The organism is Frigoribacterium sp. PhB116 (assembly GCF_004364285.1).
Classification (GTDB): domain Bacteria; phylum Actinomycetota; class Actinomycetes; order Actinomycetales; family Microbacteriaceae; genus Frigoribacterium.
Genome location: NZ_SOBE01000003.1, coordinates 176198 through 200305 on the forward strand (window position 1 = coordinate 176198; position 24108 = coordinate 200305).

The 24108-nt window shown below is 74.5% G+C and carries 27 protein-coding genes and 1 tRNA gene; 16 read left to right on the forward strand and 12 right to left on the reverse strand.

Annotated features, from left to right (window positions below):
- Nucleotides 1-58: 58 nt before the first annotated feature.
- Nucleotides 59-1576, reverse strand: a complete 1518-nt coding sequence (locus EDF20_RS12125) for an SLC13 family permease (RefSeq protein ID WP_166644816.1) — start codon at nt 1574-1576, stop codon at nt 59-61.
- 107 nt (nt 1577-1683) lie between these two features.
- Nucleotides 1684-3060 (reverse strand): homoserine dehydrogenase, encoded by a 1377-nt coding sequence (locus tag EDF20_RS12130; RefSeq protein WP_243833476.1) that lies wholly within the window; start codon nt 3058-3060, stop codon nt 1684-1686.
- A 178-nt stretch (nt 3061-3238) separates the two neighbouring features.
- On the opposite strand from EDF20_RS12130, the gene otnK reads away from it, so the two are divergent.
- The 6 genes from otnK to EDF20_RS12155 all read left to right on the forward strand — a co-directional run bounded on the left by otnK (nt 3239) and on the right by EDF20_RS12155 (nt 9028).
- The gene (gene otnK / locus EDF20_RS12135; protein ID WP_208292639.1) at nt 3239-4531 is read left to right on the forward strand and encodes a 3-oxo-tetronate kinase; all 1293 of its coding nucleotides are present in this window, start codon (nt 3239-3241) and stop codon (nt 4529-4531) included.
- On the forward strand, nt 4528-5325 hold the full coding sequence (locus EDF20_RS12140) for a class II aldolase/adducin family protein (RefSeq protein WP_133738843.1): 798 nt from the start codon (nt 4528-4530) through the stop codon (nt 5323-5325). The genes otnK and EDF20_RS12140 overlap by 4 nt, the downstream gene beginning before the upstream one ends.
- A gap of 10 nt (nt 5326-5335) precedes the next feature.
- Nucleotides 5336-6115, forward strand: coding sequence for a DeoR/GlpR family DNA-binding transcription regulator (locus tag EDF20_RS12145; protein WP_233569178.1), 780 nt, complete (start codon nt 5336-5338; stop codon nt 6113-6115).
- 42 nt (nt 6116-6157) lie between these two features.
- Nucleotides 6158-6328 (forward strand): hypothetical protein, encoded by a 171-nt coding sequence (locus EDF20_RS15735; RefSeq protein WP_158614691.1) that lies wholly within the window; start codon nt 6158-6160, stop codon nt 6326-6328.
- A 210-nt stretch (nt 6329-6538) separates the two neighbouring features.
- Complete coding sequence (gene nhaA, locus EDF20_RS12150) at nt 6539-7741, forward strand: Na+/H+ antiporter NhaA (protein WP_243833481.1); 1203 nt, start codon at nt 6539-6541, stop codon at nt 7739-7741.
- Between the two features lie 81 nt (nt 7742-7822).
- Nucleotides 7823-9028, forward strand: coding sequence for a multidrug effflux MFS transporter (locus tag EDF20_RS12155; protein WP_133738845.1), 1206 nt, complete (start codon nt 7823-7825; stop codon nt 9026-9028).
- 18 nt (nt 9029-9046) lie between these two features.
- Here EDF20_RS12155 and EDF20_RS15740 read toward each other — a convergent pair whose 3' ends face one another.
- Entirely contained in the window at nt 9047-9217 is a 171-nt protein-coding gene (locus EDF20_RS15740; RefSeq protein ID WP_166644817.1) for a hypothetical protein, read from the reverse strand.
- A gap of 220 nt (nt 9218-9437) precedes the next feature.
- Between EDF20_RS15740 and EDF20_RS12160 the strand changes: the two genes are divergently transcribed.
- Nucleotides 9438-10253 (forward strand): ZIP family zinc transporter, encoded by an 816-nt coding sequence (locus EDF20_RS12160; RefSeq protein ID WP_133738846.1) that lies wholly within the window; start codon nt 9438-9440, stop codon nt 10251-10253.
- Here the strand turns inward: EDF20_RS12160 and EDF20_RS12165 are convergent.
- The 4 genes from EDF20_RS12165 to EDF20_RS12180 form a co-directional block, all read right to left on the reverse strand.
- Nucleotides 10250-10603 carry an ATP-dependent DNA ligase gene (locus EDF20_RS12165; protein WP_133738847.1) on the reverse strand — a complete coding sequence of 118 codons (354 nt, stop codon included), beginning with the start codon at nt 10601-10603 and terminating at the stop codon, nt 10250-10252. The genes EDF20_RS12160 and EDF20_RS12165 overlap by 4 nt on opposite strands.
- A gap of 174 nt (nt 10604-10777) precedes the next feature.
- Nucleotides 10778-11026 (reverse strand): hypothetical protein, encoded by a 249-nt coding sequence (locus EDF20_RS12170; protein ID WP_123548447.1) that lies wholly within the window; start codon nt 11024-11026, stop codon nt 10778-10780.
- Between the two features lie 161 nt (nt 11027-11187).
- On the reverse strand, nt 11188-12027 hold the full coding sequence (locus tag EDF20_RS12175) for a GDSL-type esterase/lipase family protein (RefSeq protein WP_123548446.1): 840 nt from the start codon (nt 12025-12027) through the stop codon (nt 11188-11190).
- 264 nt (nt 12028-12291) lie between these two features.
- Entirely contained in the window at nt 12292-13047 is a 756-nt protein-coding gene (locus EDF20_RS12180) for a hypothetical protein (protein ID WP_123548445.1), read from the reverse strand.
- Between the two features lie 163 nt (nt 13048-13210).
- Here EDF20_RS12180 and EDF20_RS12185 point away from each other — a divergent pair, with 163 nt between their 5' ends.
- Both EDF20_RS12185 and EDF20_RS12190 read left to right on the forward strand, forming a co-directional pair.
- Nucleotides 13211-13879 (forward strand): response regulator transcription factor, encoded by a 669-nt coding sequence (locus tag EDF20_RS12185; protein ID WP_133738848.1) that lies wholly within the window; start codon nt 13211-13213, stop codon nt 13877-13879.
- Between the two features lie 64 nt (nt 13880-13943).
- Nucleotides 13944-15629: a HAMP domain-containing sensor histidine kinase gene (locus tag EDF20_RS12190; protein ID WP_133738849.1), complete on the forward strand. Its 1686-nt coding sequence runs from the start codon at nt 13944-13946 to the stop codon at nt 15627-15629.
- A gap of 132 nt (nt 15630-15761) precedes the next feature.
- On the opposite strand, the gene EDF20_RS12195 is transcribed toward EDF20_RS12190, so the two are convergent.
- Together EDF20_RS12195 and EDF20_RS12205 are read right to left on the reverse strand one after the other, a co-directional pair.
- Nucleotides 15762-16085, reverse strand: a complete 324-nt coding sequence (locus tag EDF20_RS12195) for a DUF805 domain-containing protein (protein ID WP_233569191.1) — start codon at nt 16083-16085, stop codon at nt 15762-15764.
- A 609-nt stretch (nt 16086-16694) separates the two neighbouring features.
- Entirely contained in the window at nt 16695-17165 is a 471-nt protein-coding gene (locus tag EDF20_RS12205) for a GNAT family N-acetyltransferase (protein WP_133738851.1), read from the reverse strand.
- Between the two features lie 77 nt (nt 17166-17242).
- Between EDF20_RS12205 and EDF20_RS12210 the strand changes: the two genes are divergently transcribed.
- Nucleotides 17243-17908: a TetR family transcriptional regulator C-terminal domain-containing protein gene (locus EDF20_RS12210; protein WP_133738852.1), complete on the forward strand. Its 666-nt coding sequence runs from the start codon at nt 17243-17245 to the stop codon at nt 17906-17908.
- Between the two features lie 12 nt (nt 17909-17920).
- Here the strand turns inward: EDF20_RS12210 and EDF20_RS12215 are convergent, their stop codons facing one another.
- The 3 genes from EDF20_RS12215 to EDF20_RS12225 all read right to left on the reverse strand — a co-directional run bounded on the left by EDF20_RS12215 (nt 17921) and on the right by EDF20_RS12225 (nt 19588).
- Nucleotides 17921-18616: a hypothetical protein gene (locus EDF20_RS12215; RefSeq protein ID WP_123548439.1), complete on the reverse strand. Its 696-nt coding sequence runs from the start codon at nt 18614-18616 to the stop codon at nt 17921-17923.
- Complete coding sequence (locus EDF20_RS12220) at nt 18613-19362, reverse strand: alpha/beta hydrolase (protein ID WP_133738853.1); 750 nt, start codon at nt 19360-19362, stop codon at nt 18613-18615. The genes EDF20_RS12215 and EDF20_RS12220 overlap by 4 nt, the downstream gene beginning before the upstream one ends.
- Before the next feature lie 152 nt (nt 19363-19514).
- Nucleotides 19515-19588: transfer RNA gene (locus tag EDF20_RS12225), tRNA-Gly, on the reverse strand.
- 243 nt (nt 19589-19831) lie between these two features.
- On the opposite strand from EDF20_RS12225, the gene EDF20_RS12230 reads away from it, so the two are divergent.
- The 6 genes from EDF20_RS12230 to EDF20_RS12255 all read left to right on the forward strand — a co-directional run bounded on the left by EDF20_RS12230 (nt 19832) and on the right by EDF20_RS12255 (nt 24017).
- Nucleotides 19832-20014 (forward strand): hypothetical protein, encoded by a 183-nt coding sequence (locus tag EDF20_RS12230; protein WP_123548437.1) that lies wholly within the window; start codon nt 19832-19834, stop codon nt 20012-20014.
- A gap of 1 nt (nt 20015) precedes the next feature.
- Nucleotides 20016-20279: a hypothetical protein gene (locus EDF20_RS12235; RefSeq protein WP_123548436.1), complete on the forward strand. Its 264-nt coding sequence runs from the start codon at nt 20016-20018 to the stop codon at nt 20277-20279.
- Between the two features lie 76 nt (nt 20280-20355).
- On the forward strand, nt 20356-20835 hold the full coding sequence (locus EDF20_RS12240; RefSeq protein ID WP_133738854.1) for a hypothetical protein: 480 nt from the start codon (nt 20356-20358) through the stop codon (nt 20833-20835).
- A 271-nt stretch (nt 20836-21106) separates the two neighbouring features.
- The gene (locus EDF20_RS12245) at nt 21107-22480 is read left to right on the forward strand and encodes an APC family permease (RefSeq protein WP_133738855.1); all 1374 of its coding nucleotides are present in this window, start codon (nt 21107-21109) and stop codon (nt 22478-22480) included.
- Nucleotides 22481-22585: 105 nt separating this feature from the next.
- A complete protein-coding gene (locus tag EDF20_RS12250) occupies nt 22586-23470 on the forward strand; it encodes a Rieske 2Fe-2S domain-containing protein (RefSeq protein ID WP_133738856.1) in 885 nt (294 codons plus the stop codon).
- Between the two features lie 124 nt (nt 23471-23594).
- The gene (locus EDF20_RS12255) at nt 23595-24017 is read left to right on the forward strand and encodes a hypothetical protein (protein WP_133738857.1); all 423 of its coding nucleotides are present in this window, start codon (nt 23595-23597) and stop codon (nt 24015-24017) included.
- The last annotated feature ends 91 nt before the right edge of the window (nt 24018-24108 follow it).

The following is a 24108-nucleotide window of genomic DNA, read 5'->3' on the forward strand; positions in this document are numbered from 1 at the left end:
ACGGAGGTTCGTCGTCTTCGGGTCGGGTCGTGCCCGACAGGCGCGCGCCCGCGCCGGGCTAGGCCCAGAGGAAGGGCACCACGAACAGCAGCAGCGTCACGACCGGCCCGATGACCACCATCGACAGTCCCCAGAACATGAGGTGGCGGTAGAGGCGCGGCCGCTCCTCCTCGACGCCCGAGGCGACGATGGTCGCGCCCGTCGTGCCGAACGGCGCACAGTCGACCAGCGACGCAGAGATGGCCAGCGCGTAGATGAAGCCGGTCATCTCGAGGCCTCCGCCGGGGATCAGCAGGGGCACGGCGAGCGGGATGAGCGCGCCGAGGATGCCGATCGTCGACGCGAAGGCCGACACGAGCCCGGCGATCACGCAGATCACGAGGGCGGCGAGCAGCGGGGAGTCGACCGAGCGGGCGGCCTCGCCGAGCTGGTCGATGGCGCCGAGGCGGGTCAGGACGCCGACGTAGGTGATGATGCCGCCGAGCAGCAGGATGGTGCCCCAGTCGATGCGGCCGAGCGCCTGGCGGCCCACGTCGGGGTTCACGAAGGCGAGCAGCACGGCGATCGTCAGCGCCACGGCGCCGAGGTTCAGGTCGACGTCGAGCAGCGTGATCGTGAAGAAGCCGACGATCAGCACCGGGATCGAGACGAGCACGAGCAGCTGGTAGCCGCTGAGCTTCTCGGCGGGGGCGTCGTCGAGCGAGACGGCGCCGGTCGAGGAGGCGGCGGTCGCGGTGGCCGTCGAGGTCGCGGAGGCGGTCGTGGCCGAGGAGGCGGCGCCCGCCTGGGCGCGGTCCGCACCGGTGGCGGCGGTGCCGACGGCGCCCTCGCTCGTGGCGACGGTCGTCGCGAGGCCGGAGCCGCCGATCCCGGGGCCGCCGGCGCGGCGACGCGACGAGCCAGGACCCGAGCCCGAGCCGGAGCCGGAGCCGGAACGACCCGAGCCCGCGGCGGCGGCCCCCGCGGCGCGCGTCCGGGCGATCAGCTCGCGCCCGCCGAACAGGAAGAAGGCGACGAGCACGACGAGCGTGTTGATGCCGATCGACAGCCCGAACATCAGCGCGGGGTTGTAGGGGATCCCCGCGGTGCGGGCCACGGTCATCACGGTGATGCCGTTGATGCTCGTCGGGGCGAGCGCGCCGCCGACGATGGCCGAGCTCATGACGATGCCCATCATCGTCGAGTGGATCTTGTGCTTGTGCGCGAGGCTCATCGCGATGGGGACGATCGTGAACGCGGCGTGCGAGGTGCCGAGGCAGGCGACGAGCGTGCCGATGACGAACATCGCCCACGGGATGAGCGCGACGCGATCGCCGATCAGGCGCACCGAGCGGTCGACCAGCCAGTCGATGGTGCCGGTGACCCGCGCGATGCCGAACAGGTACGTGATGCCGAGCAGGATGAGCAGGGCGTCGACGGGGAACCCGCCGAGCACGTCGTCGAGGCTCTCGCCGACGACGAGCACGCCGACCACGAGGGCGGCGACGAGCGCGAGCGCGCCCATGTGGACGTTGCGCACGGCCGAGATCGTGAAGACGGCGACCAGGACGATCAGCGCGATGATCTCGACGCTCACGAGGTCACCTCGATCGGGGCGGGGGCGGGCGGTGTCGGGCTGAGGGGCATCGTCGTCGATCTCCTGTGCGAGGGGTGGGGGTGATGAGGAAGGGAAGGAGGAGCGGGTCAGGCCCCGAGGGCCAGGCCCGTCCGGTACGCGGCCAGCGCGGCGGCGGGCACGTCGGCGAGGTCGTCGAGGCGCACGAGCTCGCCCGGGGCGACGTCGGCCACGAGCCGCGCGCCGCTGAGCAGGTAGTACGGCGCGACGCCGTGGTCGTCGGGATCGACGATGACGGGTGCGGCGCCGGCGATCTCGTGGTGGTGCCCCTCGACGCGGAACGTCGTGCCCGCGGCGAGCGCCGAGCTCGACCGTGCGGCCAGCACCGTGTGCTGCCGGGGCTGGGCGACGGACGACCCGCCGTCGACGGCTGCCGCGATGGTCAGCGGGGTCTCGACGCCCATGAAGTGGTACGGCCAGTAGATGCAGGCGTACCGGCCGTCGCGGCTGACGACGTGGCCCTTGCCTCGCAGGGTCTCCCACGTGACGGGGTCGCCCGTCCGGACGACGACGAAGACGCCGCCGGCGAAGCTGGCCTCGCCGGGCAGGCGGAGCATCGAGAACACGTCGACGCTGCCGGTGCGGCCGATCAGGCCGCCGTCCTCGCGGGTGGCGTAGAGGTCGGCGAGCTCGTGCGGCCGGGCGACGGGGTAGTGCATGCCCTCGACGTCGGCGCGCGCGCCGGTGTAGAGCGACACCACGGTCATCTCGCAGTGGTCGGCCGCGGCGCTGCGCTTGAGCGAGGCGACCTGGGCGGCCCGCGCCTCCACCGTCTCGAGGGGGCTGTCGCCGAGCTCGAGCAGGTCGGCGAGCCCGGGGGCGTGGATGGTCGTGCCGGCCTGGTCGACGACGCCGGTGGCCGGGTCGAAGGCGAGGTCGTACTCGCTCGACTTGCCGAGGGCGACGATGTCGAAGCCGCAGTCGAGCACCCACGCGACGAGGCGCAGCAGGTTCGCGGGCTGGTCGCCGTCGCCGGGCAGGTAGCGGAGGCCGGCGGCGCGGGCCTTGGCGCTGAGGGCGACGCCGGCGACGGACTCGATCTCCTTGCTGACCATGACGACGTGCACGCCGTGGTCGAGGGCCGTGTCGGCGTAGCCGTGGCCGGCCTCGATGCGCCCGGTGGCCTCGACCAGCACGTCGGCGGCGCTCCAGTCGACGGCGGCGCCGTCGGCGATCACGGCGACCTGGCCGGCGGCGAGCGCCGCGGTCGTCTCGGCGACGGTGGAGGGGGTCGCGACGCGGTCGGCGGGGACGCCGAGCTCGTCGAGCATCCGCGTGGTGCCGGCGACGTCGGGATCGACGAGCTGGGTCGCGACCATGTCGTCGAGCCGGCGCAGCTGGTCGAGCAGGGTGCGGCCGTACCCGCCGTTCGCTCCGGTGAGGAGGACGCGGACCGGGGTCTCGCGGGCCTGGGTCGCGCGGCGCGACGTCGAGTGGAGGATCACCGTTGTTCCCGTTCGTTCGAGGTGGCCTGTCGTCCGAGAGGGATCGGTCGGCCGGGGCTTCGTGGGCAACCGTAGCCTGACTTCACAGATTGTCAAAGATCGCACCAAATAGTCACATATGCTGAGATGGCTCCGTCGCGTCCGACGACGGACGACATGTCTCCACCGGAAGGTCCCCATGCTCACAGGTGCCGTCGCCGACGACTTCACAGGAGCCACCGATCTCGCCGCCGCCCTGCACTCGCGCGGGCTGCGGGCCGCCGTCGTGATCGGCGACCGGCCCGTCCCCGACGAGCAGGTGGCCGGGCTCGACGCCGTCGTCGTCGCCCTCAAGTCGCGCACCGCCCCCGTCGAGGAGGCGGTGCGCGCGTCCCTGGGGGCCGCCGACCGCCTCCTCGGCTGGGGTGCCGACCGTTTCTGGCTCAAGTACTGCTCGACCTTCGACTCGACCGACGAGGGCAACATCGGGCCGGTGCTCGACGCGCTCCGCGAGCGCCTCGGCACCGACCGCAGCGTCGTCGTGCCCGCGTTCCCGGGCACCGGCCGCACCGTGCGCGACGGCTCGCTGTGGGTCGGCGACGACCTGCTCGAGGACTCGTCCATGCGGCACCACCCGCTCACGCCCATGACGCGGTCGCGGCTGCGCGACCTGCTCTCGCCGCAGACGCCCGCCACGGTCACCGAGATCGGGCTCGACGTGGTGCGCCGCGGGGCCGACGCGCTGCGGGAGGCGCTCGACGCCGCCCCCGCGGGCTACCTCGTCGTCGACGCCGTCGAGGACAGCGACCTGAGGGCCATCGCGCAGGCGACGGCCGGGCACCGGCTCGTGAGCGGCGGGGCCGGCCTCGCGCTCGGGCTCGACCCGATCACGCCGGGCGCAGCGGGCGCAGCGGACGCAGCCGACACCGCCGGCGCCCCGTTCCCCTCCTTCTCGCGTCGCCGCCTCGTCGTGTGCGGCTCGGCCTCGACCACCACGCAGGCGCAGGTCGCGGCCGCGGCCGCCGCCGGGCACCCGACCCGCAAGGTCGACATCGCGCAGGCGCTCGCCGATCCCGAGGCCGAGACCGCCTCGCTGGCCGAGTGGGTGCGCGGACTCGACGACGCCTCCGTGCCGGTCGTGTACTCGGTCGGCCAGCCGTCGGACGTCGTGCCCGCGGGGGCACTGCCCGCAGGAGGCGCGGGCGCCGTCGTCAGCGCCTCGGAGGTCGTCGAGACGGTCCTGTCGGGCCTCGTGCTCGACCTCGTCGCCGACGGCACGGTCGACCAGGTCGTCGTCGCGGGCGGCGAGACGAGCGGCGCCGTGGTCGGCTCCCTCGGCGTCGGCCTGCTCACGATCGGGCCCCTGCTCGCCCCCGGCGTCTGCTGGAGCGCGGCCACCACCGACGACGGCCGGGAGGTGGCGCTCGTCCTCAAGAGCGGCAACTTCGGCGCGGTCGACCTCTTCTCGAGCGCCTGGGAGGCGCTGGCATGAGCGGCGCCGACGCACGGACGGCGACGCGGACTGCGGAGCCCGGGCGCCTCGAGAGCGCGGCGGAGCACGCGTCGGCAGGCCGCCTCCTCGTGGCCGCCGGTCGCGCCCTCGTCGCAGCCGGGCTGAGCCCCGGCAGCTCGGGCAACGTCAGCGTCCGCGACGGCGACCGCCTGCTGATGACCGGCACCGGCACCCAGCTCGGCGACCTCGCGCCGGACGACCTGTCGGTGCTCGACCTGGCGGGCGCGCACCTCGGCGGCCCCGCGCCGTCGAAGGAGGTGGCGCTGCACCTGGCCATGTACGCCAAGGACCCTGCCCACACCGCCGTCGTCCACGTGCACTCCCCGTCGGCGGTCGCCGTGTCGTGCCTCGAGCCGTGGTCGGCCCACAGCGCCGTCCCGCCCTTGACGCCGTACGCGCTGATGCGGGTCGGCCAGGTGCCGCTGCTGCCGTTCGTCGCCCCCGGCGACCCGGCCATGGGCGCGCTCGTCGGCGACAGCCCGCTGCCGTTCCGGGCCGCGCTGCTGTCGAACCACGGCGCCGTCGTCAGCGGCGAGGACCTCGACCGGGCCGTGCAGAGCACGATCGAGCTCGAGGAGGCGTGCCGCATCGCCCTGCTCACCCAGGGCGCCGCCCGCCGCCTGATCGCGCCGGACCAGGTCCGCGCCATCACGGCCGCGTGGGGGATGCCCTGGACCGGTCCCGCGGACGAGGGCGGCGCCTCCTCGGCTGCGGTCTCGCCCGCCTCCTCGGCCCCTGTCCCGCCCGCCGCCGGCGAGGGCCGCGACAACTAGGCTGGCGCGCGTGTCGACCCCCCTCATCCCCGAGCAGCGCCGCGAGTCGATCGTCGAGCACCTGCAGCGCGAGCGGGTGCTGAGCTACCGGCAGCTGACCGAGCTGCTCGGCGTCAGCCAGATGACGGTGCGCCGCGACGTCGCCGCCCTCGAGGACGCCGGCCGCGTCAGCGCGACCGCCGGCGGCGCGAAGCTCGCCTCGCGCCTGGTCGAGGAGCCGAGCCGAGCCGTCAAGCAGGAGGCGGACGTCGCCGAGAAGGAGGCGATCGCCCGCGAGGCGGCCGCCCTCGTGCACGACCACATGACCGTCTACCTCGACGCGGGCACCACGGTGCAGGCGATGCGCCGGCACCTCGACGACGTCTCCGACCTGACCGTCGTGACGAACGACCTCGCGACCGTGCAGGCGTTCCTCGACCACCCCACGGCCGACCTGATCTGCGTCGGCGGACGCGTCGACCGGGCCAACCAGTCGACGATGGGACGCCTCACCGGCGTCGCCCTCGCCGAGCTGTCGCTCGACCTCGCGTTCGTCTCGTCGAGCTCGTGGGACCTCAGCCACGGCGTCACCACCCCCGTCGAGGCGAAGATCGAGGCCAAGCGGGCGGCCCTCGCGGTCGCGGAGCGGACCGTGCTCGTCGCCGCCAGCTCGAAGTACGGGCGCTTCGGCCGGTACCGCGCGCTGCGGCTCGACGAGCTCGACGGCGTGATCACGGACGACGCCCTCGGCGACGAGGCCGCCGCGGCGCTGCGCGACGCCGGCGTCGACCTGCGCCTCGCCGCCCGCTGACCCTCCCCGGTCGGCATCTGCAGGCACGGGTACCATCGGGACGTGACCAGCCACCCGACCGCCCGCAGCACGCGCCGCCAGCGCGCGGCACGGCAGGCGTTCCCGAAGCGGCTCGTCCTGACGAAGCGCACGTGCGGCACCAACGGCTGGATGAGCCTCTGGGGCAGCAACGCCCACGGCGAGATCGCGGGATGTCCGCCGCCCACGGCGTGACCACGCCCGGGTCGTCGACGACCCGGGCGCACTCCCGTGCCCGCCGTTCCGCGACCCCCTCTGAGAGCAACCGTGTCCCCTGACGTCCCCGACGCCTCCTCGTCCGCCCCCGTCCCGTCGGGCCAGGCGCCGTCCACGCCGGCATCCACGCCAGCGCCGCCCGCGCACGCCCCCGGCCCGCTCGGCCGCGGCGCCCGCCTCGCCCGCTTCGTGAGCCGCGACACGACGGGCGGCCTGCTGCTGCTCGGCGCGACCGTGCTCGCGCTGGTGCTCGCGAACACCCCCGCCGCCGACTGGTACGGCGCCGTCCGCGACACGACGATCGGCCCGGCCGCGCTGCACCTCGACCTCAGCATCGGAGCCTGGGCCGCCGACGGGCTGCTCGCGATCTTCTTCTTCGTCGTCGGCCTCGAGCTGAAGCAGGAGTTCGTGGCGGGCTCGCTCCGCGACCCACGCGCGGCGGCCCTGCCCATCGCCGCGGCGTTCGGCGGCGTCGCCCTGCCCGCCGTGATCTACACGCTCGTCAACCTCGACGCGGGCGGCGACGCCCTGCAGGGGTGGGCCATCCCCGCCGCGACGGACATCGCGTTCGCCGTCGCGGTCATCGCGGTCGTCGGCAAGCGCCTCCCGCCGGCGCTCCGCACGTTCCTGCTCACCCTCGCCGTCGTCGACGACCTGCTCGCGATCTCGATCATCGCCGTCTTCTACACGTCGGGCATCCTGTTCCTCCCGCTGCTGGCGGCGCTCGTCCCGCTCGCCCTCTTCGCGCTGCTCGTCCGCCGCGGCGTCCGCTCGTGGTGGCTGCTCATCCCGCTCGGCGTCGTCGCGTGGGCGCTGGTCCACGCGTCGGGCATCCACGCCACCATCGCGGGCGTCGTCCTCGGGCTGCTCGTCCCGGCGATCGCGACCCGCCGCGCGGGCGTCGACCACACGGGCCCGGACGGCCACGTCGAACGGCACCCGCTGACCCACCACTTCGCCGAGCGCTGGAGCCCGATCTCGTCGGGGGTCGCCGTGCCGATCTTCGCCTTCTTCTCGGCCGGGGTGACAGTCGGCGGCTTCGCCGGTCTCCGTGAGGCGCTGACCGACAGCGTCGCCCTGGGCATCATCCTCGCCCTGGTGCTCGGCAAGTCGATCGGCATCACCCTGTCGTCGCTGCTCGTGACGCGCCTCCCCGGCATCCGGCTCGACCCGAGCCTGCGCTGGCCCGACATCGTCGGCCTCTCGTTCGTCGCCGGCATCGGGTTCACGGTGTCGCTGCTCGTCGGAGAGCTCGCGTTCGGCACCGGCAGCGAGCAGGACGACGTCGTCAAGGTCGGCGTGCTCGTCGGGTCGCTGGTCTCGGCCCTGATCGGCGCCGCCGTCCTCACGGTGCGCGTCCGCCAGCGCGCCCGCGCCGACGCCGAGCGCTAGCGGCCCCGCTCGCCCGTGCCCCGGCGACGAGCACCCCGCAGGAGGCGCGGGCCGGGACGATGAACGACTAGCGTCGGGCAGGTGGACGACGACGACACGACCCCCGCCTCTTCGTGGACCCGTCGACGGTCGTCGATCACCCTGCTCGCCCTCGTGGTCGGCATCTCGCCGTTCGCGACCGACATGTACGTCCCGGCGCTGCCGGCCATCGCCCGCGACCTCGGGACCACGACAGCCGTCGCGCAGCTCAGCCTGACCGCGTTCCTCGTCAGCTTCGCGCTGGGCCAGTTCGTGATCGGCCCGCTCAGCGACGGCATCGGCCGACGCCGGGTGCTGCTGATCGGCACCGCGGTCTTCACCGTCGCCTCCCTCGGCTGTGCCCTGGCGCCCGACGCGACGACTCTGATCGTCGCGCGCGTGCTGCAGGGACTCGGCGGCGCGGCGGGCAGCATCGCGGGGCGGGCGATGGTCGGTGACTCCACGACGGGCACGCGCCGCAGCCGGCTCTTCGCCTCCCTGGCGGTCGTGAACTCGCTCGGACCGGTCGTCGCGCCCCTGGTCGGCGGCGTCGTGCTGACGGTCGCCGCCTGGCGCTCGCTCTTCGTGGTGCTCGCCGTCTTCGGCCTGGCGCTCACGCTGCTGTCGGCCGTGCGGTTCCCCGAGACGCTGCCCGCCGCCTCCCGATCGGGCGCCTCCCTCGGCGCCGCGGGTCGCCGGATGGGCGAGCTGCTGCGGATCCCGCGGTTCCGCTGGTACCTCGTCACGGGCTGTGCCGCGACCATCGGCTTCTTCTCGTACATCTCGACGTCGTCGTTCGTGTTCCAGGAGCAGTACGGCTTCAGCGAGCTCGGCTACACCCTCGTCTTCGCCTCGAACGCGTCGTGCATGATCCTGTCGACGCTGCTCTTCCGGCGGCTGGTGGGGCGCTTCGCCGAGGACTCCCTCTACACGGCAGGCCTCGTCACCTGCACCGCCGGGTCGGCGCTCGTGCTGGTGGGCGCGGCGACCGGCGTCGGTCCCCTGCTGGTCTGGGCGGCGCTCGCGCTCGTCACGGCGGGTTGGGGCTTCGTCATCCCCGGGTCGATCACGCTGACGCAGGCGCTCGGGCACCGCTGGCCCGGATCGGCAGCCGCGCTGCAGGGCGGGCTGCAGTTCGGGCTCGGCGGGCTCGCGACGCCGCTCGCCGGCGCCCTCGGCGGGACCGCACTCGTGATGGGCGGGCTCATGACGGCCTTCGTCGGCGTCGGGCTCGCGGTGCAGCTCGCAGTGCGGACGCCCCGGGGCTGACCACCCCGGGCCGAGCGCTCAGACGGCGGCGGCCCTCGCGATCCGACCGGCGTCGAAGAAGTCCGCGTAGGTGGGCTCCGGCGGCCGGGCCGACCGCATGGGCGGCAGCACCGTGACCGGGCGACGGCGCTTGGGGTACGCGCCGATCGAGGCAGGGTGCACGCGGGGATCCGAGATGTAGAGGCTCATCGTGTCGTCCTTCCTGTGAGGCGGAGGGGGACGGGCGGCCGAGGCCGTGTCGAGCACGAGGACCGCCCTGTCTTGTCCTCCTGAATCTAGGGAGGGCGACGCGTGACCGTCAGGGGCTTGCGCCCCGAACGAGGGGTGCGCTACGGCCGCGACAGGAAGCGCGAACGGGGTACAGGCGGCTGGCGACCCACCATGCCCGAGGCGGAGTACACCGGATCCCGTGACCTCACCGCTCCTCCTCGCCGGCCTCGCCGGCCTGCTGTCCGGCCTCTCGCTCGTCGTGGGCTCGCTCGTCGCCTGGTTCGTGAAGGTGCCCCGCGAGCTGGTCGCCCTCGTGATGGCGTTCGGCGCCGGCGTCCTGATCTCGGCCCTCGCCTTCGACCTCGTCGACGAGGCGACCAGCAGCGGCGGCTTCGTGCCGACGATCTCCGGCTTCGTCGTCGGGGCGGTCGTCTACGTCGTGCTCGACCAGCTGCTCGAGCACGGCGGTTTCCGTCTGAAGCGGCACCGTCGTCGCCACGACCGGAGCGAGCCCGCGGACGACGCCGCGAGCGACAGCCGCGGAGGTCGTGGCCACGGCGGGAGGGCCGCAGCAGCGAGCGGCGGCACGGGTCTCGGCATCGCTCTCGGCGCCCTGCTCGACGGCGTGCCCGAGACTGCCGTGCAGGGCGTCAGCCTCACGGGCGGCGGATCGCTGAGCGTCGCGGTGCTCGTCGCCGTCGTCATCTCGAACTTCCCGGAGGGGATGTCGAGCACCGCCGACCTCAAGGAGTCAGGACGCGGCGCAGGGTACGTGTTCGGGCTCTGGTCGGGCATCGCTGTGGTCTGCGCGCTGTCGGCGGTCGGTGGGTACGCGCTCCTGGGCGGCGTGCCGGAGGGGGCTCAGTCGTTCGTCATGGCGTTCGCGGCAGGGGCGATCCTCGCGATGATCTGCGACACCATGATCCCGGAGGCGTTCCGGAAGGCGCAGACGCTGACCGGGCTGGTGACCGTGCTCGGCTTCGTCGCCAGCTACGCGGTGCACCAGGTCGGCTAGGCGCCCCTGGCCGTCCGCTCGTGCTGCCCGCCGGCGTGCACGGCACCACGGTCGATCGGCTCGGGCAGCATCTGCAGGCCGGTGCCGCTGTTCGCGGCGTTCGAGAGGACCGTCAGCCAGGCCTGGTTGACGACGGGAGGGCGGCTCCCCTCGAACTTGAAGCGGAGGCTGACCGTGGGGTAGATCCAGATCGTGCTGCGACCGTCTCCCGCCGAGGCGGGCTCCTTCCACGAGAAGGCGAAGCTCTCCTGGCGCCGGAGCTTGTTGATGACCACGATCTGCAGGTGCGCGAGGGTGCGGTCGTCCATGTGGATCTCTGCGGTGTTGCCGTCGTAGATCAGGTAGCCCACGGGGTGTCCTCTCGGTGGCGGTGGTTCCCTGCCGAGGCGACGTCCCAGAAGCGTCGACCATGGAGCACCAGTCGGTTCGGCCACGCAGGGATCATGACCCCCACGGCAGTCGGCTGGGGGCCATGATCCCACGACGGGACCGGTGTCGTACAGCCTCGGCCAGGGCTGGCCGGATCAGCCCTGGGCTGCTAGGCGGGGCGCCGACTCGCTCGCCGCGGGTGCGGCACGCTCGAGGATCCGCACGGCCTCGGCCGAGCTGACCACCCAGCTGAGCGTGGCCGTGACGGTCGCCGTCGACTGCTCGCTGATCTCGTTGTCCAGGAAGTTGACGGACACCTTGCTGATCGTCTCGCTCTGCACGGGCACGGTCTTGAGCGCGTCGACGATCGCGCGGTCGTCGTAGGGGAGGTTGGAGATCGCCATGATGTCGGGTCCGATCGGTCTGGTCGCTCGTGGTCGTGGTCGTGGTCGCGTCGCTGCTCGCCCTCGTCGGCGTCGTCGTGGACTTCCGCGCGACCCTGCCGAGACTACGTCGCGACGTCGCTCGGCGACCGGTGCGGTCCCGCTCGGGCCGGGGCGCGGCGCTACGCGGCCAGCGTCACAGACGTGTCGGTCACGCCGGTCGCGGCCGCCGCCTCCTGCGCGACCTGCTCGGCCTCGACGACGACGGAGGACCCGGGATCGGGCGCGGGACCGGGGTCGGACAGCTCGAGCCCCGCCGCGACGGCGCTCGCCCAGCCGCGGTGCATCGCGCTGAACGAGAAGGCCCGGCGCAGGGTCGTGCCGCCGAGGTCCCAGGAGGGGAAGCCCACGAACTCGACGCCGGCGAACTGGGCGGCGACCTGGCGCAGGGCGTCGTCGACGCGCCTCAGCTGCGAGCCGATCAGGCGGGCGGCGGCGGGGGAGAGCCCCTGGAACTGCGTCATGGGCGGCAGCCCCGCCAGCAGCACGGGCACCTCCCGGCCCGCGGCCGAGCGGACGCGTGCGACGAGACGACCGGCGGAGGCGACGATGTCCTCGCTCGCGGTGAGCTGGAGCACGTCGGGCACTCCGAGGGCGACGACCACGGCGTCCGCGTCGGCCGCAGCTGCGCCGAGCCGGGGGTGGTGCGCGGCTCGGCGGACGGTCATCAGGGGGTCGGCGATCGTCTTCCAGGAGCAGCCCCGACCGGTCCGGCCGGACCAGGCGCCCCCGAGCTGAGCCGGGAACGCCATGCCGTGCAGGAGGACTCCGTACCCCGACGCGGCCAGGTCGCCGACGACGAGGAGGCGGGCTGCGTCCGGGCCCGGCACGGATGCGACGGCCTCGTCCCGGGGGAACGGCGCCCGGCGGATCTTGACGCCGAGCACGCCGAGGTGCAGGGCGAGGTAGGGGCGGGCGAACGCGAGCAGGGTCGCTGCTGTGCGGTCTCGGAGGGTGGTCATGGGCCGTCCTGGCGGTGGTGCCGGGATCCGTCCCGGTCGGGTGGCGCGGTGGCGCTCGCCGACGGTACATGCAGCCGCATCTAGGGCGCCAGCGCCGACCGCTGCCGTTGCGCCTTGCGGACAGACCGAGCGGTCTGCCTCGGCGCGACTGCTCAGCACGGCTCCGACCCGGCCGGCCCGGCCGACCGGGCACCCCGGAGTGGACGACGGACCCCGACATGACGGGGTGCGTCGTCCACTTCGAGGTGCACGAGGAGGAGCGGGTCAGCTGCCGGTGGCGGACTCGCCGGCGGGGGCAGACGGAGCGTCCGTCGGCGGGGCGGGCGCGTCGGTCGGCGGCGTGGGGCGGTCGCCGCTGCCCGAGCCCTCCTCGCCGGGGGTCGGAGCGTCGGCCGGCGGGGAGGGCGGCGTCGGGCGCTCGGCCCCGTCGGCACCCTTCGCGCCCGGCCCGGGTGCGTCACCCGGCGCGGGTGCGGCCGGGCCGCCCTCGACAGCGGCGCCCGGCGCGCAGCCGGGGCCGCCCGCGAGCGGGTCGGCCGGTGCGTCGCCGTCGGCCTCGTCGCCCTTCGCACCCGGCGCGGCGGGCGTCGGCGACCCCGAGGCGTCCGAGCCGGGGGCCGCGGGGCCGGTCTCGTCCGCGGAGTCCGTGCCGCCTCCTGCGTCCGAGCTCGCGCTGGGGCTCGGCGACGCGCTCGACGTCGCCGCCGTCAGCGTGCTCGCGCCGCCGCCCGACGACGCCACCGCCGCCGTGCCGCCGACGAGCGCGAGCCCGACCGCGGCGACGCCGAGGCCGATCCCGAGCCGCTTCGTCACCCGTCGGCGCGGAGCGGCGGGCACGCCCTGCTCCGACGCGACGCGGGGCGAGAGGGGCAGCTCGCGGGTCGTGTCGTCGGCGGTCGAGTCCTGCCGCGGGGCGCCGAAGGCGTCGCGCTGGTCGCGGTGACGATCGCCGTCGCCGGCGCCGCTGCCGTCGCGGCCCAGGTCGCCGTCGCGGTCGAAGGGGTTCTGCTGGTCGTTCATGTCGTCTCCTGACGAAGGGGGTGATGGTGACGCGGACCGGTCGTCCGCCGCTGTGACCAACCTCGGGAGCGCACCTGAAGCCGCGCTTAAGCCGCCGGGGCGTCCAGCGCTTCCATAGGCGACGGGCGGCGGCGGCGCATCTCGGCCCCGTACCGTCCAGCCGGTGATCTCCACCGCCCGCGTCCTCGTGATCGACGACGACCCTGCCCTGCTCTCGTCCGTCGTCGCCGCCCTCGGCGCGGAGGGCTTCGCCGTGAAGGGGCTGCCCGACGGCTCCGAGCTGGCGGAGGCGCTGCGCGCGTTCGTGCCCGACCTCGTCGTCCTCGACTGGATGCTGCCGGGGGCGAGCGGCATCCGCCTCGCGGCGACGGTCCGCAAGAGCAGCGACGCGGCCGTCGTCATGCTGACCGCGCGCGACGAGCTGGACGACCGCCTCCGCGGCTTCGCCGAGGGCGTCGACGACTACGTGGTCAAGCCGTTCTCGGTCGCCGAGCTGCTCGCCCGGATCGGCGCCGTGCTGCGCCGCCGCGGCCGCATCCCCGCGGTCATCGAGGTGGCCGACCTGGTCGTCGATCCGGAGGCGGCGGTCACCACCCGCTCCGGGGTCGCGCTCGACCTCACCGCGACCGAGCAGCGCCTGCTGACGTTCCTCGCCGAGAGCCGGGGCCGCACCGTCTCGAAGACACAGATCCTCACGCAGGTGTGGGGCTACGACGACTACGACCCGAACCTCGTCGAGGTGCACCTCAGCTCGCTGCGCAAGAAGATGGAGCGGCAGGGGCCGCGGCTCATCCACACCGTACGCGGCCTCGGCTACCGGATGAGCGCGTGATGCGGGTGCCCGCCGGGGCCGCCGCAGCTGCTGTCCCGTCGTGTTCCGAGCATCGCGTCGCGCCGTGACAGGACGGGACGCTCGTAACAGGACGGGACACGACTCCGCGCGACGAGGCTCAGCGCGTCACGAGACCGCGCAGCCCGACGGGCCGCGGCTCCGCACCGGGTCGCTGCGCGCGCGCACCGTCGTCGCCGTGCTCGTGCTGCTCGCCCTGCTGCTCGCCGGGCTGGCCGTCGCGGTCGAGGCGACGCTGGGCCAGCGGCTCCGCGCCCAGGTCGAGGACCGCCTCCGCGACCGCGCCTCGGCCGCCGCCGCGCTCGTCGGCACCGTCGACGGCGACGACCTCGCCGACCGGCTGTCGGCGCAGGGCCTGTCCGTCGTGATCCGGGACGCCGACGGCGGCGCGATCGTCGCCGGGCCCTCCCCCGACGAGCTGCGCGAGGGCCCGCCCGCGCTCGGGGACGGGGACGGCCTGCCGGCCGGACCGGGCAGGGACGCAGGAGGCGCGGGCACCGGCACGCCGACCGGCGACGCCACCGCAGGCCCCGCGGCCCCGGGAGAGGAGGCGACGGGCGCCTCCTCGGATGCGGGTGCAGCCGACGACACCGCGGCCGACGCCGTCACGGTGACCGCCTCGGACGTCACGGCCGACGACGAGGTGACGACGCTGGTCAGCGAGCTGAGCGACGGGTCGACGATCACTCTGACGGCCGACTCGAGCTCGGTCGGCCAGACGCTGACGCAGCTGCGCTGGGTGATGCTCGGGGCGTCGGGCGTGTTCCTCATCGTGGCCGCCGCAGGGCTCGTGCTCGTGGTGCGCGCGACCCTGCGTCCGCTCGACCGGATGACCGCCGTGGCGCGCTCCATCGCCCACGGCGACCGGGGTCGGCGGCTGCGTCCCGCGAAGGAGTCCACCGAGATCGGCCGCGTCGCCACGGCGTTCGACGAGATGCTCGACGGGGTCGAGGGCGCCGAGCGGACCGCGCTCGAGGCCGAGCGGACGGCACTGGCCGCGGAGCGCACCGCGCTGGAGGCCGAGCAGAGGGTGCGCGCGTTCGTGTCCGACGCGGCGCACGAGCTGCGCACGCCCGTCGCCGGGATGCGCGCCGCCGCCGACACGCTGGTCCGCTCGTCGGCCGACGTCGGGCCCGACGAGCGCGAGCGGCTGGCCGTCCACGTCGTCCGGGAGGCCGCCCGCGCGTCGCGCCTGATCGACGACATGCTGCTGATGGCCCGCGTCGACCGCGGACTCGAGCTCGACGTCGCGCCCGTCGACGTGGAGGCGCTGGTCGCCTCGGTCGTGGAGGGGCAGCGGCTGCGTCGGCCCGGGCTGGAGCTGCGGGTCGAGGTGCGGGGGGCTGGCGCCGGTGCCGGTCCTGGCGCTCTGGTCGTCCTGGGCGATGCCGGTCGGCTGGCGCAGGTGCTCGGCAACCTCGTCGACAACGCTGCGCGGGCGACGCACGGGACGGGCACGGTCGTGCTGACGGTCGAGTGCTCGTCGTCGGAGGCGGCCGCCGTGCTCATCGCCGACGACGGCCCCGGCGTGCCGGAGGCCGACCGCGAGCGCGTCTTCGACCGGCTGGTCCGGCTCGACGCGGCCCGGCGGACGGGCGACGGAGGCGCCGGCCTCGGCCTGCCCATCGCCCGCGGCATCGCACGGGCGCACGGCGGCGACCTCGTCTGCGAGCCCGGAGGCGCGGCCGCGAGCGGCGCCGTCTTCCGGCTGACGCTCCCCCTGCCTCGCTGACGCCCGCCCGCCCGCCCGCCCGCGCACACGTCACACCCCCGAACGAGCAGCACACCCCCGAATTCAGGGGTGTGCTGCTCGTCCGGGGGCGCGAGACGGCAGACGCGTCGGGCCGGGCCGGGCCGGCGAGCGCTAGGGCCGGGGGCGGTCGAAGCGCGCGCCGCCCGGCTTCGGGCCGAGGATCGCGAGGACGGTGAGCGCGATGCCGCCGAGGTACGGGAACAGGTTGATCAGCAGCAGCCACCCGCTCAGGTCGACGTCGTGCAGCCGTCGGACCCCGATCGAGAGGTACGGGACGATCGTCCCGAAGAACAGGACCGTGAAGACCAAGGCGAAGGGGTAGAAGCCCGGCCCCGGGTCGGACGAGCCGTCGGCGTGGACCTCCATGCCGGGCAGCGCCGCCAGCAGCGAGAGCAGGCCGAGGCCGAACCAGACGACGACCGTGGCGAGCGCCACCCACCAGTACTCGCTCCGGCTCGCGCGGCCGCTGAAGTCGGCGTACTTGCGGAAGAACCGCTTGACCGAGTCGATGGGCCCGGCGCCGTACAGCGGCGCCAGAGCGGCACGGAGCCGTCGGCGAGGCGCGGGGACACCCCAGGAGGCGCGCCGAACGGCTGCTGCTGGCCGTACGACTGTTGGGCGTGCGGCTGCTGGCCGTACGACTGTTGGGCGAACGGCTGCTGGGCGTAGGGCTGCGCGCCGTAGGGCTCTTGCGGCTGCCCGTAGGGCGGCTGACCCGACTGCGCCTGCCCGTAGGGCGGCTGACCAGACGGCTGCTGCCCGTAGGGCTGCTGACCAGATGGCTGCTGGCCGTACGGAGGCTGCGCCTGCCCGTAGGGCTGCGGCTGCTGCCCCTCGGCCCGGCCCTGCTCGTCGTCTCGTGCGTCGCTCATGTCGTCCCCCTCGATCCGTCGCCCCTCGCGACCTGCCCAGGCTAGCGGCAGCCGACCACCGCGAGAGCGACCCCGAGCCCTGGCGAGGGCGGGTGTCCCGGGCCGAGGGCGGGTCGTGCGCGACCCGCCCTCGAGCCAGGAGACCCGCCCTCGGCGACGCGCGCCGCGCCTCCTACAGCTCGCGGGCGTAGCAGACCGACTCGGCGCTGCCGACGTAGGCCCCGAACAGCGCGACCTCGTCGTACCCCTCGCGGGCGTAGAAGCGGATCGCGTCGGGCTGTCTGGTGCCCGTCTCGAGGACGACGCGGCGAGCGCCGAGGCCGCGCGCCTCCTCCTCGAGGGCCCGGAGCACCGCGACGGCCACCCCCGAGCCGCGGGCGGTCGGATCGACGAACATCCGCTTCACCTCGACCGAGCCGGGCCCGGCGACGTCGTCGGGCAGCGGGCGGAGCCCTCCGCACGCGACCGCGGCACCGGAGGCGGTGCGTGCGACGACGAAGACGGGCACGTCCGAGGCGCTGGGCGGCGTGCCCGGCTCGTGGTCGTCGCTCCCGTAGCGCTCGTCGAGCTCGCGGCGCTGGGCCCGGCGCAGCTCGTCGGCCTCGGGGTGGTCGTAGGGGACGACCTCGATCTGCCAGGTCATGTGCGGCTCCTCTCGCGGACGCCTTCTCGTCCGGCATCCGTAGCAAGCGTTACGGTAACAGATGCTACGGTCTGGGGGTGCCCCGCCTCCGCGACGACGACGCCCGACGCCTCCAGCTCTCCGAGGCGGTCTTCGCGACGCTCGCCGAGCTCGGACCGGGCGGCCTCACCCTGCGCGCTGTCGCCGAGCGGGCCGGCTGCACGACCGGGCTGGTGCTGCACACCTTCCGCGACAAGCAGGCGCTGCTGCTGCACGCGCGCGACGTGCTCCACGAGCGGTCGCGGCTCCGTGCCGAGCGCCTCGAGGCCGAGGCCGACGCCGACGCCGACGCCGACACCGTGGCCGACCCCGACCCCGCCGCCGCCGTGCGCGCCGTGGCGAGTGCCTCCCTGCCGACCGACGCCGAGGGGCTCGCCGAGGCCCGCGTGTGGGTGGGCTTCGTCGCCGCGGCGCTGAGCGACCCCGTGCTCGCGGAACGCCACTCCGCCGCGAACCGGTCATTCGTCGCCCGGCTATCGCGCCTCCTCGAGGCCGCCCGGGGCCCGGACGGCACCGATGTCGACGGCGACGCCGGCACCCGCGACCCCGACGGAGCCGCGGACGCAGCCACGCGGGCGTCGGCGCTGGTCGCCGCGATCGAGGGCATCGCCACCCTCACGGCCGGGGACCCGGCCGCCTGGCCGGCGGAGCGACAGCACGCGGCCCTCGCCGTCACACTGACGGCCGTGCTCACCCCCGCCTGAGCCCGGCCGCGCTCACCGGCGCACGACGTCCGTGCTCGACCGCCACGCCTCGAGGCCGCGCCCCACCCGCGAGCGCACCCGTCCGCCTCGCCCGTGCAGCACCAGGGCCACGCCGAGTAGCAGCGACAGCACCGGGGGCAGCAGGTACAGGCGGGTGACGATCACGAGCAGGCCCAGCGTCGACGACGGGACGAACGGGAGCAGCGTGAAGAACACCGCGGCGGCCACCACGGCGACGAGGGCGCGTCGCGGCCACGGCTCGAGGAGGCGCCGGCGGACCACGACGACGACGGCCGCGACCGCGAGCCCGACCGCCACGAGCCGCACCACGCTGAGCGCCGTGCCGAGCGTCAGGGCCCCTACGGACGCCGACGTCGCCAGGTCGCGCAGGAGGGACGACAGCGCCTGGTCGACCACGTCGGGCACGAACAGCAGGACTACGCCCGTCGACGCGAGGGCCGAGACCCGCCCGAGCCCGGTCTCGCCGCGGACCCCGACGACCAGCAGCACCGCGCCCGCGAGCGCGAGCAGCGGCCCCGCGGTGCTCAGCAGCGAGGGGACGGCGACCAGGTCGACGAAGGCGAGCACCGCCGCCAGCCCCACGAGCACGCCTGCCACCAGGGTCGTGCGGGTCGAGCCCGTCATGGCGCTGGACGCGCTCGGCACGCCAGGCACGTCCGGCACGCCCGAGGTGCGCTGGGCGCTCACGCGAACGCCCGCAGCTGCTCGACGACGAGGTCCGGCCGAGTCACGAAGGGGTGGTGCCCGGTGGGCAGCTCGACCGACCGGGTCGCCCGGGCGGCGTGCTCGCGCTGGAGCCCGACCGAGGTGCTGCGGTCGTCCGCGCAGACGAGGTAGGTGGAGTCGACGCCCTGCCAGCCGGCCCGGGTGGTGGGCGTCATGAAGGAGGCGGCGTCCTGCGGCACGACCCGGCTGAAGGCCTCGCGCTGCTGCTCGGGCGTGCCGTCCTGCAGGAACCGGGCGCCGAACCACGGGGCGTCGAGTTCGCCGACCAGCCCGAGCCGCCCCGCGCCGGCGTCGCCGAGGGGCACCGGGTCCGTCTCGCCGCCCATCACGGCGCCCTGCGACAGCCCGACGTCGGGCAGGTACGACGAGACCAGCAGGAGGTGCGCCACGGCCGGGTGAGCACCGGCCTCGGCCACGACGGTGCCGCCGTACGAGTGCGCGACGACGATCACCTCGCCAGGCCCGCTCGCCTCGTCGAGGGCGCGGCGCAGGGCGGCGGCGTCGGCGACGAGGCCGGTGGTCGTGCCGTCGGCAGCGTCGGAGCCGGCCCGCACGTCGTCGCGGCCGTCGGCCGGACGCTCGCCGCACGAGGGCAAGGCGACGGAGCGGCTCCGGATGCCGGTCTCCGCCTCCGTCAGCTCGGCGGTCGGCCGCCACCACCACCGGCCGTCGCGCACCAGGGCGCCGTGCACGAAGAGGATGTCCATGGTGGTCCTTCCGGGGAGGCGGAGCAGCTGCGGCCGCGTCGTCCGGGGACGACGACGGCCTGGCTCGAACCTACGGGAGACCGGCGAGGCCGCGGTAGTGCCCCGGCACACCGGACACGGTGCGGCCGAGCAGCGAAGCGACGAGGCGGAAGTGGAGCGAGTGACGGGAATCGAACCCGCGCTACCAGCTTGGGAAGCTGGAGTTCTACCATTGAACTACACTCGCGCAGCCGTCAGGAGGCGGCGGGCCCGCTCAGGAGCGGGGTGTCCCCACTATAGCGAACAGCGCCTCCTCGTCTCGTGCAGCGCCTCCGCCGCGGGGCTCGTGCAGGATCGGGCCGTGTCCCCCGATGAGCAGACGGGGTACGCGGTTGTCAAGGGCCTGACGCCGGGCGTGCCCCCTGCCTAACGTGGACCGTCCCACTGCTGGCGATCAGGGCGCCGGCAGGCGACACCCCGAGGACGCACCATGGACAACTCCGCCGGCACGACGAGCTCCGACCTGTCCGACCGCACCCGTCTCCGACCCGTCGGCCGCCGCTCGCGGCCCCGGTCGTGGCGCCTCCCCTCCGCGCACGAGCAGGTCGCGGCCCGCCGGAGCCCGTGCCTCGACGACCTCGTCGGCGGCAGCCGGGTCCCGGAGGGGTCCTGACGTGGACGCACACCCCGCCTCCACGACGCAGCAGCTCGATCGCGTCCCCCTCACCGACGTCAGCGAGGTTCACCTGCACATGATCGACGACGGCCAGTGGCGCGTGCTCGACCGTCGCCTGCCCGACGACGACATCGCGGCGCTGCTCGGCTTCGTCGAGCGCGTGGGCCCCGGCTACCAGGCGACCCTGATCGGGCACCCGCTCGAGAAGCACGCGTGCGACGACCTGCTCGCCGTCTGCGCGTGCTTCGTCGCGGGCCCGTGACCAGCCCTGCGCCCGACCAGGGCACGACCTCCTGTGAATGCGGACGCCGCGCCGCCCGCCGCCGTACGGTCGCCCCATGATCACGAAGAAGACGCTGTTCCCCCTCGCCGCCCTCCTGCTGCTGCCGCTGACGGGCTGCACCGGCGGCGCCCAGGTCGTCGACCCGGCCGGCGACGTGCCCGGCAGCGAGAAGACGGCGACCAGCCCGGCCCAGTCGAACCAGGTCGACTGCACCCGCGTGCTCGACAGCGCGCTGAACGCCCTCGGCGACGAGGTCGACGACGACGTGCTGCTCGCCTACGCCCGCGAAGACGACGGCACCTGGTACGTCGCCGCCCCCGTCGGCGAGAACAACGTGCTGAGCGACACGGTCGGCCTGTGGACCACGACCGGGGACGTCGAGTCCGACGAGTTCGACGGCACCTTCGAGTCGGTGAACGAGGACGCGCAGTCGTCGTCGACCTGGCCCGTCTCGTCCGACGCGTCGGCCGAGCAGTCCGACGCCGGCCAGCAGGCGCTCAGCTGCATCGCCGACGCGGGCGAGACCGCGCGCTAGCAGGCGGAAACCCGATCTGCCGCACCCCCTACCGTGCACTGCACCCCGATCTCAGGGGTGCGCTGCACCGTAGGGGGTGTGGTGTGCGAGGGGCGAGCGCAGGAGGCGCGGGCCGGCCCTCGCAGGCCGGCCCGCGCCTCCTGGGTTGCACGTCGCGCACCCGCGGCGCAAGCCCCTCGCGCAGAACGGCCCTCGCGCTCCGAGCAGGACGACGATCGACGGCGCACCGCCGTGACCGAGCGGGTGCACCGCTGACAGCCGGAGGACATCGATGTCGAGACCTGCCCCCACCGATGCCGCACCCGCCGCTCCCGACGGAGAACCGGGGACGGGCACCGCGCTGAAGCGTGCCATCACCGGCCCGCTGCTCTACCTCTTCATCCTCGGCGACGTGCTCGGGGCGGGCATCTACGCGCTGATGGGCACGCTGTCCGCGGAGGTGGGGGGTGCGCTCTGGGCTCCCCTGCTGCTGGCGCTGCTGCTCGCGCTGCTGACCGCCGGCTCGTACGCCGAGTTGGTGACGAAGTACCCCAAGGCCGGCGGAGCCGCCATCTTCGCCGAGCGGGCGTACAAGGCGCCGCTCGTGTCGTTCCTCGTCGGCTTCAGCATGCTGGCCGCGGGCGTCACCAGCGCGGCCGGCCTCTCGCTCGCCTTCGCGGGCGACTACCTCGGCACCTTCGTCGACCTGCCGGCGGTGCCCACGGCGATCGCGTTCCTCGCGCTCGTCGCCTGCCTCAACGCCCGGGGCATCAGCGAGTCACTCAAGGGCAACGTCGTCATGACCGTGATCGAGGTGAGCGGCCTCGTCGTCGTGATCGCCGTGGTGGCGATCATGCTCGGCGGCGGCCGCGGCGACGTCGGCCGCGTCGGCGAGTTCCCCGTCGACGCGAACCCGGCGATCGCGACCCTCGGCGCCGCGATCATCGCCTACTACTCGTTCGTCGGGTTCGAGACGAGCGCCAACGTCGCCGAGGAGGTGCGCGACCCCAGCCGCGTCTACCCCCGCGCCCTGTTCGCCTCGCTCGCCACCGCGGGCGTGGTCTACGTGCTCGTCGGGCTCGCCAGCTCGATCGCCCTGCCCGCCGAGGAGCTCAGCGACTCGACCGGCCCCCTGCTCGCCGTCGTCTCGGCGTCCGGCGTCGGCGTGCCCGAGTGGATCTTCAGCCTGCTCGCGCTCGTGGCCGTCGCCAACGGCGCGCTGCTCACGATGATCATGGCGAGCCGCGTCACCTACGGCATGGCCGACCAGGGGCTGCTGCCCCGCCCGCTCGCGGCCGTCCTGCCGCGTCGCCGCACCCCGTGGGCCGCCATCCTCGTCACGACCGCCGTGGCGATGGTCCTGACCACGGTGGGCGACATCAGCGTGCTGGCCGAGACGGTCGTGCTGCTGCTGCTCTTCGTCTTCATCAGCACGAACATCGCCGTGCTCGTGCTGCGCCGCGACCGGGTGGAGCACTCGCACTTCAGGGTCTGGACCGCCGTGCCCGTGCTGGGCACCGCCTCCTGCGTGCTGCTGCTCACCCAGCAGAGCGCCCAGGTGTGGCTCTTCGGGGCGGTCCTGCTCGCCGTCGGCACGGTGCTGTTCTTCGTCGCCCGTGCCGGGTCGCGTCGCGGCTCGCGCGCCGACGCCGACGCTGCGGAGTAGACGGAGACCACCGCCGGCCGGCCGGCCGCCTCGACCACCCACCGCCACCGCCGCCACCACCACCCAGGGCCCCGGAGCCCCGGAGCCCCGACCAGAGGAGCAGCCATGCGAGAACTGAAGATCGTCGAGGCGCTGAGCGCCGTCGAGAACGCCGCACAGCTCGACCCCGTCATCGACGCGGTGGCCGGTGTCGTGGACGCCGTCGTCCAGCCCCGCGCCCTCAAGGACCTGCTGCACGGCGTCCCTGCAGGGCACCCCCTGCACCCGGTGCTGGTGCTCGTGCCGACCGGCGCGTGGATCAGCTCGGCGGTGCTCGACTTCATGCCCGGCCAGGAGAAGGCGTCGCGAGCGCTGGTCGGCGTCGGTGTGATGGCCGTCGCCCCCGCCGCCCTCGCGGGCTTCGTCGACTGGGCCGCGTCGCACGAGCAGCAGAAGCGCACCGGCCTCGTGCACTCGGTCGCGAACCTCGTGGCGACGGGCCTCTACGGCGCCTCGTACCTCCAGCGGGTGCGGGGGAAGCAGGCGAGCGCCAGGCTCCTCGGCCTCGCGGGCCTCGGCGCCGTCGGCCTCGGCGGCTTCATCGGCGGACACCTCGCCTACCGCCAGGCCGTCGGCGCGAACCACGCGGAGGACGTGCCGCACCTCGTCAGCCCCGGCTGGCACGCCGTCACCCGGCTCGACGCCCTGCCCGAGGGCGAGCTCACCGGGCTCGAGCTCGACGGCCAGCCGCTCGTCGCCCTGCGGCGCGGCGACGAGGTCGAGGTGCTCTCGAGCGTCTGCAGCCACCTCTCGGGACCGCTCTCGCAGGGCGAGGTCGTGCTCGACGCGGGCCGCCCCGGCGAGGCCTGCGTGTCGTGCCCGTGGCACGACAGCGTCTTCTCGATGCGCACCGGCCAGGTCGTGCACGGTCCGGCCACGTCCCCGCAGCCCGTCTTCGAGACGCGCGTCGTCGACGGCGCCGTCGAGGTGCGACTGCCGAACGCCGGCTGACCCGAGGAGGCGCCGCACCCGCTCCTGGAGCACCCGCAGGAGGCGTCGGCTCGGCCCACTAGGGCACCCGCAGGAGGCGCGTCAAGGGTCGGACGCGACCCCCGGCCGCTGATTCGGTGGAGCCATGAGACGACTGCACTACGCGGGCGGCTACATGCTGCTCGGCGACACCACCTGCAAGGCCGTGCTGCGGTACGCACGAGCGCTCGCCCGGTCCGGCACCTCCGACGTCGTGTCCGTCCCGGTCGTGACCGAGGGCGGCAGCCGCGCCTACGCCCACCTGCTGATCGGCCCGGCCAGCCAGGTCTTCTCGACCCCCGTCGAGAACGGCACGGAGGAGCGAGAGGACGACGAGGTCATCCGCGAGCTCGAGGAGGCGACCCTGCGGCTCCAGCCCGGCCGCCCCTCCTGGCCGGAGGAGATGGCCGACATCCCCGACCTGGACTTCGACGGCTACGACTTCGACGCCGCCCACGACTCGGGCGCGGACGACGAGGACGAGCCGCAGCTGAGCGCCCACACGCACGGGTCGGAGGGGGCCTCGTAGGCTGCCCGTGCGCAGGTTGAGTCGCTTCCGCTCAACTTCGTACCGAGACGGGAATGCGACGGGGCCTCCTGCGTTGACTTGAGTCGTACGC

Coding starts and splice junctions, on each gene's coding strand:
- EDF20_RS12180 (WP_123548445.1), bottom strand. CDS start 13,047: ATGAACGACCAGCAGAACCCCTTCGACCGCGACGGCGACCTGGGCCGC.
- EDF20_RS12220 (WP_133738853.1), bottom strand. CDS start 19,362: ATGGACATCCTCTTCGTGCACGGCGCCCTGGTGCGCGACGGCCGGTGG.
- EDF20_RS12140 (WP_133738843.1), top strand. CDS start 4,528: ATGAGCGGCGCCGACGCACGGACGGCGACGCGGACTGCGGAGCCCGGG.
- EDF20_RS15740 (WP_166644817.1), bottom strand. CDS start 9,217: ATGAGCCTCTACATCTCGGATCCCCGCGTGCACCCTGCCTCGATCGGC.
- EDF20_RS12240 (WP_133738854.1), top strand. CDS start 20,356: ATGATCACGAAGAAGACGCTGTTCCCCCTCGCCGCCCTCCTGCTGCTG.
- EDF20_RS12175 (WP_123548446.1), bottom strand. CDS start 12,027: ATGACCACCCTCCGAGACCGCACAGCAGCGACCCTGCTCGCGTTCGCC.
- EDF20_RS12255 (WP_133738857.1), top strand. CDS start 23,595: ATGAGACGACTGCACTACGCGGGCGGCTACATGCTGCTCGGCGACACC.
- EDF20_RS12250 (WP_133738856.1), top strand. CDS start 22,586: ATGCGAGAACTGAAGATCGTCGAGGCGCTGAGCGCCGTCGAGAACGCC.
- EDF20_RS12230 (WP_123548437.1), top strand. CDS start 19,832: ATGGACAACTCCGCCGGCACGACGAGCTCCGACCTGTCCGACCGCACC.
- EDF20_RS12245 (WP_133738855.1), top strand. CDS start 21,107: ATGTCGAGACCTGCCCCCACCGATGCCGCACCCGCCGCTCCCGACGGA.
- EDF20_RS12170 (WP_123548447.1), bottom strand. CDS start 11,026: ATGGCGATCTCCAACCTCCCCTACGACGACCGCGCGATCGTCGACGCG.
- EDF20_RS12205 (WP_133738851.1), bottom strand. CDS start 17,165: ATGACCTGGCAGATCGAGGTCGTCCCCTACGACCACCCCGAGGCCGAC.
- otnK (WP_208292639.1), top strand. CDS start 3,239: ATGCTCACAGGTGCCGTCGCCGACGACTTCACAGGAGCCACCGATCTC.